General features: G+C 36.9%; 1 protein-coding gene. It reads left to right on the top strand.

Annotated features, from left to right (window positions below; genetic code table 11):
* Window positions 1-333, top strand: a 333-nt coding sequence (locus ACXR6G_RS20165; RefSeq protein ID WP_458363256.1) for a hypothetical protein, incomplete at both ends; no start/stop codon positions are given.

Genomic DNA, 333 nt, shown 5'->3' with positions numbered 1-333 from the left:
CGGTGCTGAAATTGACTTAAGTGCAATACCAACAAGTGGACCAGTTCTACCTGTTACATACACCTGGACACAGGATGGGAATTCAATAGGTTCAAATGAGACGTATAATAAAACGAATGTAACGCCATTGGAAAGTGGCATATACAAAGTTGTTGTAACAGATTATTGTACAACAAAAACATCATCAATTTCTATAACTGTTCTAGATGCTATTAGTTTAGTAGCTGTGTCTCCAGATACACGTTCACTTTGTGAAGGCGAATCTTTAGACCTACAAGTAAATGGTTCGGGACTTAATTTAGAATACAATTGGTCTAAGATTGATGGACTAGG

Source organism: Ancylomarina sp. YFZ004, assembly GCF_054254355.1.
Note: the sequence above shows the minus strand (reverse complement) of the source record. Positions and strands in the feature narration are given on the sequence as shown.